Raw genomic sequence first — 9,452 nt, 5'->3', positions numbered from 1 at the left:
CGCCAGGCCGACGTTTCCGTGCTTCGTCAACTCCTCCATCAGCTTCCTCACCTGGGCGTCCGTGACCGCCACCTCGGGGACCTCCTTCTCGTCCCGGGCGGCTTACCGGCGCCTTCACTCAAGGTGGAGAGAAGTAATTGTCGCTGGTGGGGAGGAGTAATTGTCGCTGGGCAGGTGTCCCTCGGACGCCGAGCACCCAGGGTGCTCATCGCCTCGCGGCATCACGGCCAGCGGGACTACCTCTCTGAGTAGGGTTCAGTAGATTGGAAAGTGCTCATCGCCTCGCGGCATCACGGCCAGCGGGACACCTCGGGGTCCGCGTGGGCAACGACAAGGCGGACACGTGCTCATCGCCTCGCGGCATCACGGCCAGCGGGACCCGCCCAGCATTGTTGTTGGGGATATCATCCAGACGTGCTCATCGCCTCGCGGCATCACGGCCAGCGGGACGACTCGGCATCCCCGCGCCGAAGGCGTGAACCTCTGTGTGCTCATCGCCTCGCGGCATCACGGCCAGCGGGACCCGTCGACACGGGCCGGCGTGCCCAAACGTGGAGGTGCTCATCGCCTCGCGGCATCACGGCCAGCGGGACCCTGGGGCCGGCCTATGCCCCGCTGATGCTTAAATGGTGCTCATCGCCTCGCGGCATCACGGCCAGCGGGACCCTTTCTCACGCAGCACCCCGCGCCACCACGCACGCAGTGCTCATCGCCTCGCGGCATCACGGCCAGCGGGACATTTCGGGGCGTTTCCCCCTCTGGGAAACGCCCCGGTGCTCATCGCCTCGCGGCATCACGGCCAGCGGGACCCTACGGATTCGGCAAGGGCTACAACGTCGCCCTCGAGTGCTCATCGCCTCGCGGCATCACGGCCAGCGGGACCGCGCCGCGCGCCTGAGGTCGGCGGCTGGCCCTGTGTGCTCATCGCCTCGCGGCATCACGGCCAGCGGGACTGCGTACCCCTGCGAAGGGCCTCAGCAGTCGTGAGACGTGCTCATCGCCTCGCGGCATCACGGCCAGCGGGACGTGCTGGCCTGCTGCCGCTCGGAAAGCATGGGCGTCGAGGGTGCTCATCGCCTCGCGGCATCACGGCCAGCGGGACTAATTGAGCGTTACATGGATGAAGAATTGACTAAAGTGCTCATCGCCTCGCGGCATCACGGCCAGCGGGACCGCCGCGTGCTTTGCGGCCTTCGTCAAGGACACCAACGGGTGCTCATCGCCTCGCGGCATCACGGCCAGCGGGACGATGAAGGACTCGAACTGTTATGCCCGGAAGGCGTGCTCATCGCCTCGCGGCATCACGGCCAGCGGGACACGGCTAAGGCTAAACAAGTAATCAGGGGATTTTAGTGCTCATCGCCTCGCGGCATCACGGCCAGCGGGACCGGGGACCATGAGGCGGCGCGCGCCGCGCTCCTTGAGTGTGCTCATCGCCTCGCGGCATCACGGCCAGCGGGACCCACTCCCGCCCTCGATGGTGTCGGCGGCTCGTCGTGCTCATCGCCTCGCGGCATCACGGCCAGCGGGACGTCCTGGATTGCGGCCCCCGAGGCGTGGGACAGGTGCTCATCGCCTCGCGGCATCACGGCCAGCGGGACGCCTTCACCGCTTCTCCGGGTGAGCGGCAGCAGGCGTGCTCATCGCCTCGCGGCATCACGGCCAGCGGGACGTCTTCGGGGACCCCGCCGCCTTCGAGCGCCGAATGTGCTCATCGCCTCGCGGCATCACGGCCAGCGGGACCATCACGGTGCCGTGCCTCCGCTGTGGCGACGCTCAGTGCTCATCGCCTCGCGGCATCACGGCCAGCGGGACCGACCACGTGGAGGCCGGGAAGCCGCCGGAACCCAGTGCTCATCGCCTCGCGGCATCACGGCCAGCGGGACTGACCTGAACCCCGGACACCCAAGAAAGACCACACGTGCTCATCGCCTCGCGGCATCACGGCCAGCGGGACAGCGTCTTCCAAAACCCCAGCAGTTCCGATGGGTTACCACCCCTGTTTGCAAGCACCTCCCATGTTCTCGCCCAGGGCCACGATGAATCCTTCCACCCATCGTGCAACCCATTGAATTCACAGGGGAAACTCCCTGCAAGCACCTATTCACCTGTCAAAGAGCCTCAACCCCTGAAGAACACAGGGCTTTTCGCCCGTTCGGGCCGAATCCAGCTCCGCCACGCGGAGATGCTTGATCGAACACTTCACCCCCATCCCCACAAGACGCCAGCCGCGCGGGTTGTTACCGCAGCACCAATGCGCAGCCCGCATACGTGAAGACGCAGAACGCGGCTCACCCCATCGCAGGGGGACACAGAAACTCCGTCCCACGGCCCCAGCTCAATCCGCTGGCGCGGGCGCATAGACCCGCAGCGCCGCTGGAGCCACCTCGAACCGCATGGGCGTCATGCCGACCAGCTCCCCATCGGCGTTCACCTCCTGCACGGGGCTCGCTTCCACATACAGCCTCGCGGCGCGCAGTGACGTGACGGACGGATGCTCCACATGTTCGCCCGTGCGCACGGCCAGCGCGACACGGGCCAACGTGGCCACATCCTGCAACTGTCCCAACCCCGTCCCCTCGCGCCCCGAAGACGCGGAGGGCGCCGCGACGGCGTACACATGCAGTCGCCGGTCATCCAGCGTCGCATCCGGCGCCACCATGTTCCCGGCGCCGTGATACCGGCCGTTGCCCACGACCAACTGGAGCGCATCCAGCTCCAGCTCCTGCGAGTCCGCCCACAGCCGGACGCGGAAGTGCTTCAGGTCCTTCACCTCGGCCGCGGCGGCCATGGGGTACGCCAGCTTGCCCGCCCGCTGCTTCAGCTCCTTCGTCAACCTCCGAGCAATCGCCGACGCCAGCCCGAGGCTCGCGGCGTTGAGGAACGGGCGCCCGTTCGCCAGGCCCACGTCCACGCGCGCCGCGTACCCCTGCGCGATGACGTCACACGCGGCCTCCACCTCCGCCGGTATCCCGAGCGAGCGCGCGAAGTCATTCCCCGTCCCCAACGGCACCACCCCGAGCGTCACCTCCCGCCCGAGCAGATGCGACACCGCGCCGCTCAGCGTCCCATCCCCTCCGCCAATCAGGATGCGCCGCGTCCCCTGCGCCACCAGTTGCTCGAGCACGCGCCGCAACCGTCCGCTCCTCGACACCGCGTGGCTCTCCACCAGCTCGACGCCGCGCTCCTCCAGGGCCGCCCTCGCGCGCTGGTAGGCCTCCCGCCCCGAGCGGGACTGCGTGTTCACCACCAGGGCCGCGGGGCCCTCGTCCAGGGCCTGTCTGCGGGGGGGCTCGATGAGGGCGGATTCCAGGGGACGCCTCCTTGTGCGTGCTCGCAAAGCTGTACACGCACGCCCCGCGCCACCAGCCGCTGGCCAGGGAAGGGCGCTCACGCGGAGAACCCCCAGGTCGCCAGGTGGGCGGCCCAGGGGCTGCGAACACGGAGGCTGTCCACCTCCCCGCGCTTCACTCCTCCGCGTCGCGACCCTCGATGATGCGGCGCTGGATCTCCTGCCGCAGCGGCAGCGCCTCCGCCGTGCTCAACCGCCCATCGCCATCCGTGTCATACGTCTCGACCAGCTCCGCCCGGCGCTCCTGCGCCGCCGCCACCCGTGCCTGCCGCAGCGCCACGCGCTCGCCATTGTCCAGCACGCCGTTGTCGTTGGTGTCGTACGCGTCCATCAGCGCCGCGCGCTTCTCCGCCCAGTGGGCGCGGACAGCGGCGCGGGCCGCCTGACGCTCCGTCTCATCGAGCGTCCCGTCGTCGTTCGCGTCGAACTTCTCCAGCCGCTCCGCGCGGAGCCGCTCGCACCGGGCCTCCATGGCGTCGACCAGCGTGGTGCGCTCCTCGGCGGACAGCGCGCCGTTGCCGTCCTCGTCGAAGGCCCAGCGCACGCGCCAGAACGCCCAGTGACGCGCGCGGCGGCCCAACTGCGCCAGGCGCGGGCGGATGGTGTCGCGACGCTCGCCCAGGTCGGCCTTCAGCTCGCGCAGCTCGCGGACGCTCAGCTTGCCGTCGCCGTCGTCGTCGTACTTCGCCAGCACCGCCGCCCGGCGCGCCGAGAAGTCGCACGCGCCGCCCTCGTCGACCGGCTCGCCCTCCAGCCCGCTCACGTGCTCGTCGCTCATCGCCTCCATCTGCGCCGCGTCCGCCTCGACCACGGCGTCCGAGCCGATGTCGCCGCCCTCCTCGGAGGAGGCGAGGAAGGAGGCGCCCTCTCCGACGTAGAGCGCCTCATCCGCTGGCGTGTCGTTGCCGCAGGCGCTCAGGCCCAGGGACATGGTGAAGCACAGCGCGGCGGAGAGGAGGTGGTGACGCGTGGTGATGCGGCTCATGGTTTCTCCAGGTTCGACAAGGATTTGGATTCCGGCCTCGCTTGCCTCGAACCCGCCGCGTCCGGAGAAGTTGCGCGGCCACTTTCTCGCCCTCGCTGGAGTGCGCCCGTCTCCGTGCGTGTGGGTTCCGACGCCTCGGGGTGGCCCGAAGTCGTCACACCACCCCTTCCCACGGGCGGTGTGGCTGCCCACCTTCCAGGCGAAGCCGGCTTCTCGCCGGCCTTGACGCATTGCCTGGAGGGCAACGCATGGCACGAGGAAGCAAGGCCAAGTACACGGCCAAACAGAAGCGGATGGCCCGGAAGATCGAACAGGCCTACGAGGAGAAGGGGGCGCAGCTGCGCACGGCGATGTCTCGCGCCTGGGCCACCGTGAACAAGCTCACGGGCGGCGGCGAGAAGGGTGGCTCCGGCAGCAAGGCCAAGACGGCCCGCCGTCGTCCGCTCGCGAGCGCCAACGCGCGGAAGGCCGCCCGCAAGCGCGCCGCGACCACCACCCGCCGCGCGACGTCCAGCCGGACGCGCAAGCCCGTCCGCGCCACGCGCAGCACGGGCCGCAAGGCCACCACGCGCAGCACCGCCGCGCGCAGGGCCACCGCGCGTCGCGCGTCCACGGCGAACCGCTCCCGGAGCACGGCGAAGCGGGGGACCCGCCGCCGGGGCACGAGCCCGCGCCGCGGCACCACCTCGCGCGGCCGCGGCTCGCGCAAGTAGCCCGCTCCACCTGGGCCCGTCCCGCCCGCCCACACGGACAGGACGGGCCAGGAATCCTCACCGCTCCCTTCAGCACTCCTCTCGAGCGCGGAACGTCTCCCGCCGTGTGGCCCGTCCCGCGTCACCGCTTGGGAGCCCCGATGCCCGGGCGAGGGCCCGCGATACGCGCCGCCTGCCCGCCTCCTCCGTGACCTCCGGCGAGTGAACGCCTCCGCGCAGTCGAACCGCGCGCGAGCGAACGCACCACCGCCGAACGTGAGCGGCACACCACGCCCCGTCGAGGCCCGCGCGGGCGGCGCCACACCGCGACAGCCGTGCGCCTCAGCGAGGCTCTTCGTCCTTCGCGGCGTGGCCCGTGTCCTGCTCGTTCCACGGCCAGGTGCGGGAGGAGGCCTCGTAGCGGCGCAGCAGCTCCGCCGGGTCCTTCACGAGCGTCCGGCAGCCCGCGGCGCGCAGGTCGTCGGGCGGGAAGCCGCCCGCCAGCATGCCCACGGTGGTGAGGCCGAGCTTCACGGCGGCGAGCGCGTCGAACGGCGTGTCCCCCACCACCACGGTGGTGTTCGCGGCGGGGCGCCCGAGCCGGACCATCGCCGCCTCGAAGATGTCCGGCTGCGGCTTGCTCAGGTCCACCTCGTCCTTGTTCGTCCGCGTCTCGAACAGGCCCTCGATGCCGCACAGCCGCACGTAGTGCTTCAGCTCCTCCTCGTTCGCGCTGGTGGCGAGCGCCAGGCGCAGGCCGCCCTTGCGCAGGCGCTGGAACAGGTCGCGCACGCGCGGGAAGGGGCGCACCTTGGGGAGGAACTCGCGCAGGAACAGCGTGGAGCGGTACTCCTCCAGCTCCTTGCCGAAGCGCTCCAGTTCGTCGTCGTTGAAGAAGACGGGGATGAGCTGGTCCGCCCCCTTGCCAATCTGGCTGCGCACGTGGGCGAAGGGGATGTCCCGGCCGAAGTGCAGGAAGGCCCGGCGCCACGCCTCGGCGTGTTCATCCACCGAGTCCACCAGCGTCCCATCCACGTCGAAGATGACGTTCTCCACCATGGCAGACCCTCCGCGTGCCAAGGTGGTGACGGCGCCCGGAGCGGTCAACCGCCGAAGGGCGTGGAACCCTCCGTGGCTTCCACGAGTGTCCGGCTCTTCACGTCGTAACCCTCTGGCGCGGTGAGCGTGAACGCGTCGTTCGGCGACGGACTGTTCAGCTCCACACGGGTGAGGACCGTCTCCCCCACCTGCTTGCCGTCCACCCACCGCGTGAGCCGCTTGGGCACGCACACCCCCAGCGCCTCGTCGCAGTGCTCCTCCTCCATCCGCACCTCGGCGCCGATGCCCGCGCTCGTGCGCGTGAACTTCCCCAGGAAGTCCAGCCTGGGCCAGCGCAGCACGTACACCAGCTCCATCCCGCCCGCGTCACCGCCCAGGGACTGCGCCACCTCCACCGCCTCCGGCGCGCGCGCGTGCTTCGTCTTGCGCAGCGTCACGCCCCGCCCGATGAGCGGCGAGCGGTAGCCCTCCGGCATGAAGGGGTTGAAGGTCTCCGTGAGGAAGGCCGCCAGCTTCGCGGGGGGCAGCTCCGACTTGTACTGCGTGAAGCGCTTGTCGCCGTCGAGTTGCTCGAACAGGTGCGTGCCGTCCCACGAGAAGGTGCGCACCGGGGGCGCGCCCAGCGTGCCACGCATGCGCTGCGGCGCGCGGAAGTCGAAGTGGAACGCGACGGCCTCCATCCCCTCGTCCTTCACCGTGCCGGTGAGCCGGTACGCGGAGAGCTTCGTCTCACGCTCGGCCAGCCGCTGTTTCACCTCCGGAGCGAGCTGGACGGTGACCGCGTCCTCCGCCTTGCGCGAGGTGCAGCCGGACAGGGCCAGGAGGACACAGGAGGCGACGAGACGGAGACGCGGCATGGGCGGAGCAGTGGGGCAGGAGGGACGCGCAAAAGCAAGGAGGCCCGCCTGTCGCCAGGGGGCCTCCCGAGGAGCCGCCGTGTGGGCCGGCCGCCTGGACTACTTCACCGCCACGCCGACGGCGCTGGAGGACGGGAAGCCGATGATGAAGCCGAACAGCGCGTAGATGCCGTGGCGGGGGGTGGTGCCGGCCGACTTCAGGTCGACCTTGGAGGCGCCCATCGCCTTGGCCTCGGCGACCAGGAGCTTGTTCACCACGGTGTCGAGGTCGCTCTGGACGATGTCGACGATGTGGAAGATGGCGGTCAGGCCCAGGGCGTTCGCCTGGACGACGGCCACGGCCTCGCCGTTGGCGGCAATCTCGTTGCCGGAGACAACGGCGCTCTCGACGCTGGTGCAGCCGACAAGGCTGGCCGCGGCAACGGCCGACAGGATGAGCTTCTTCATGTTTTTCCCCTCGTTGATGAATCGCTTGTGCGGTGGACGGGCGCCCAGACCCAGCGCCCGGCCGTTGTTGAAGACCTCAAGCGGCCGGGGGTCGTACCAGATGTCGACTCCAAGTCAAGGTCCGTCCGGACACACTGTGCGCCGGATGTGTCACGTCCGCGCGTTGCATTGCCCCCCTCGCCTTGGTAGCCCAAGGTCGAGGCCCTCCGAATGGACATCGCTCCCGTCGCACGCGCCGCGCCCCGGTACTGGGTCCACCTGCTCCTGTTCCTCCTGACGGTGGTGACGACGTTCACGTCGTACCTGCTCTACTTCCACTTCCAGCGTCCCTACTCACTGGATGAGGTGTCGACGGACGCGGCCCTGCGCGCGCTGTCGTTCAGCATGTCGCTGCTGGCCATCCTCGGCACGCACGAGATGGGGCACTACGTGCTGGCGCGCCTGCACCGCGTGGACACGTCGCTGCCGTACTTCATCCCGCTGCCCGTGCTGGGCGTGGGCACGCTCGGCGCCGTCATCCGCATTCGAGATCGCATCCCCCACCGCAACGCGCTGGTGGACATCGGCGCGGCGGGGCCGCTGGCGGGGCTGGTCGTCGCCATCCCCATCCTCTACTGGGGGCTGTCGCACTCGTCGGTGGTGGACGCGCCCCAGGTGTCCTCGCAGTTCCCCGGCGAGGCCTCGCTGTGGGCCTACGGGCGAGACCTGTTCGCGTGGGTGATGGCGAAGGTGACGCACGCGCCGGCGGAGCCGGAGCCGGTGTTCCACGGCGTGCAGACCATCTTCGGTGACAGCCTGCTCATGCAGGGGCTGACGCGGCTGGCGCTCGGGCCCCTGCCGGAGGGCAAGGACGTGCTCGTCCACCCGGTGGTCATCGCGGGCTGGTTCGGCCTGCTCGTCACGCTGCTCAACCTGATGCCCATGGGGCAGCTCGACGGCGGGCACCTGGCCTTCGCGCTCCTGGGGCGGCACGCGCACTGGGTGGGCCGGGCCATGGCGGCGCTGCTCTTGTTCCTCACCCTCTTCGTCACCGCCTCCTGGGGGCTGTGGCTCCTGGTGACGAGCAAGGTGGTGGGCTTCGGCCACCCGGAGGTGGTGGCGCCGCTCGAGCCCCTGAGTCCCACGCGCAAGTGGATCTGCGCCCTGTGTATGCTGGCGCTCATCGGCTGTGCCATGCCGGTCCCGCTGCGTCAGGTGGTGTCATGAAGTTCCAATGCGAGTCATGTGAGCGGCTCATCCCCCTGGAGGCGTTCCGCGTCGACGGCGGCACGCTGGTCGTCCCCTGTCAGCGCTGCGGCGTGGAGAACCGCGTCCGCGCGGCCACGGCCACGGCGGCCTCCGTCGCGGTGGCGTCTCCGACGGGCGAGGGGCTCGAGGGCGCCGAGTCCTCCGGTGAGCTCCCCTCGGCGCGCGGCGGCGTCCAGGCGCCGGCCCTGCGGGTGATCCGCGGCGCCGACCCCGCGCTGCGCGTGCCGCTGGATGACGCGTCCCTCTTCTCGCCGCCGGAGGGCCACTGTCCCAAGTGCGTGTCGCCGCGCCGCGAGCAGGACGTGTCCTGCTCCGCCTGTGGCCTGGTGTACGCGAACTTCCTCCCGGAGGAGCACAGCCCCTCGGAGTCGCTGATGGAGGCGTGGCGCGCGTTGGCGGCGCGGTGGGAGGACTGGGAGGCGCACGACCGGCTGCTCAACCTCGCCATGGGACGCGGCGAGCTGGCCGGGGCCGGCCGGCTGTACCGGGTGCGGCTGGCGCGCGCGCCCGATGACGCCCTGGCGCGTCGCGCCCGCGACGAGGTGGTGCGGCGGGCCTCCATGGTGGTGCCCTCCGGACCGGACGAGGCCTCCGCCGAGTCCCTCTCCACCAGGCGCCTGCGCGCCGCGGCGGTGGCGGTCCTCTTCGTGGTGGTGCTGGGGCTGGTGGCCTTCATCATCCAGCGCGTGCGGGAGCTCATGGGCAGCTCCCTGATGTGACGGGTGGGCATGGCGCCTCCCCGAGGGGCGGCCGGCCATCCGGGACGTGCGGGAGGGACGTGGCCGGAAACGGGCCTGGACGCGGACTCGCTG

Annotated in this window: 8 protein-coding genes and 1 CRISPR repeat array; of the genes, 3 read left to right on the top strand and 5 right to left on the bottom strand. The window is 70.6% G+C overall.

Translation table 11 applies throughout. The features are described from left to right. Positions 1 to 201: 201 nt before the first annotated feature. A CRISPR array of direct repeats spans positions 202 to 1,957; the repeat unit is 36 nt; unit sequence GTGCTCATCGCCTCGCGGCATCACGGCCAGCGGGAC. Between the two features lie 381 nt (positions 1,958 to 2,338). Continuing rightward, positions 2,339 to 3,253 (bottom strand): lipid kinase, encoded by a 915-nt coding sequence (locus LZ198_RS41115; RefSeq protein ID WP_323383424.1) that lies wholly within the window; start codon positions 3,251 to 3,253, stop codon positions 2,339 to 2,341. A 214-nt stretch (positions 3,254 to 3,467) separates the two neighbouring features. Beyond that, complete coding sequence (locus tag LZ198_RS41110; RefSeq protein WP_253977649.1) at positions 3,468 to 4,337, bottom strand: calcium-binding protein; 870 nt, start codon at positions 4,335 to 4,337, stop codon at positions 3,468 to 3,470. A gap of 248 nt (positions 4,338 to 4,585) precedes the next feature. Here LZ198_RS41110 and LZ198_RS41105 point away from each other — a divergent pair, with 248 nt between their 5' ends. Continuing rightward, positions 4,586 to 5,050, top strand: coding sequence for a transcriptional regulator (locus tag LZ198_RS41105; protein ID WP_253977648.1), 465 nt, complete (start codon positions 4,586 to 4,588; stop codon positions 5,048 to 5,050). Positions 5,051 to 5,371: 321 nt separating this feature from the next. On the opposite strand, the gene LZ198_RS41100 is transcribed toward LZ198_RS41105, so the two are convergent. The 3 genes from LZ198_RS41100 to LZ198_RS41090 all read right to left on the bottom strand — a co-directional run bounded on the left by LZ198_RS41100 (position 5,372) and on the right by LZ198_RS41090 (position 7,392). After that, the gene (locus LZ198_RS41100) at positions 5,372 to 6,088 is read right to left on the bottom strand and encodes an HAD family hydrolase (RefSeq protein ID WP_253977647.1); all 717 of its coding nucleotides are present in this window, start codon (positions 6,086 to 6,088) and stop codon (positions 5,372 to 5,374) included. A 44-nt stretch (positions 6,089 to 6,132) separates the two neighbouring features. Further along, complete coding sequence (locus LZ198_RS41095) at positions 6,133 to 6,945, bottom strand: hypothetical protein (RefSeq protein WP_253977646.1); 813 nt, start codon at positions 6,943 to 6,945, stop codon at positions 6,133 to 6,135. Between the two features lie 99 nt (positions 6,946 to 7,044). Beyond that, positions 7,045 to 7,392, bottom strand: coding sequence for a hypothetical protein (locus tag LZ198_RS41090; RefSeq protein ID WP_234067887.1), 348 nt, complete (start codon positions 7,390 to 7,392; stop codon positions 7,045 to 7,047). 210 nt (positions 7,393 to 7,602) lie between these two features. Here LZ198_RS41090 and LZ198_RS41085 point away from each other — a divergent pair, with 210 nt between their 5' ends. Continuing rightward, on the top strand, positions 7,603 to 8,598 hold the full coding sequence (locus tag LZ198_RS41085; RefSeq protein ID WP_253977645.1) for a site-2 protease family protein: 996 nt from the start codon (positions 7,603 to 7,605) through the stop codon (positions 8,596 to 8,598). Further along, positions 8,595 to 9,359: a hypothetical protein gene (locus LZ198_RS41080; protein ID WP_253977644.1), complete on the top strand. Its 765-nt coding sequence runs from the start codon at positions 8,595 to 8,597 to the stop codon at positions 9,357 to 9,359. The genes LZ198_RS41085 and LZ198_RS41080 overlap by 4 nt, the downstream gene beginning before the upstream one ends. Positions 9,360 to 9,452: the final 93 nt, after the last annotated feature.

Source organism: Myxococcus dinghuensis (assembly GCF_024198235.1).
Classification (GTDB): Bacteria; Myxococcota; Myxococcia; order Myxococcales; family Myxococcaceae; genus Myxococcus; species Myxococcus dinghuensis.
Note: the sequence above shows the minus strand (reverse complement) of the source record. Positions and strands in the feature narration are given on the sequence as shown.

Excerpts from the sequence above, each read along its gene's own strand:
- LZ198_RS41110 (WP_253977649.1), bottom strand. The coding sequence starts at position 4,337 with ATGAGCCGCATCACCACGCGTCACCACCTCCTCTCCGCCGCGCTGTGC.
- LZ198_RS41105 (WP_253977648.1), top strand. The coding sequence starts at position 4,586 with ATGGCACGAGGAAGCAAGGCCAAGTACACGGCCAAACAGAAGCGGATG.
- LZ198_RS41100 (WP_253977647.1), bottom strand. The coding sequence starts at position 6,088 with ATGGTGGAGAACGTCATCTTCGACGTGGATGGGACGCTGGTGGACTCG.
- LZ198_RS41095 (WP_253977646.1), bottom strand. The coding sequence starts at position 6,945 with ATGCCGCGTCTCCGTCTCGTCGCCTCCTGTGTCCTCCTGGCCCTGTCC.
- LZ198_RS41090 (WP_234067887.1), bottom strand. The coding sequence starts at position 7,392 with ATGAAGAAGCTCATCCTGTCGGCCGTTGCCGCGGCCAGCCTTGTCGGC.
- LZ198_RS41085 (WP_253977645.1), top strand. The coding sequence starts at position 7,603 with ATGGACATCGCTCCCGTCGCACGCGCCGCGCCCCGGTACTGGGTCCAC.
- LZ198_RS41080 (WP_253977644.1), top strand. The coding sequence starts at position 8,595 with ATGAAGTTCCAATGCGAGTCATGTGAGCGGCTCATCCCCCTGGAGGCG.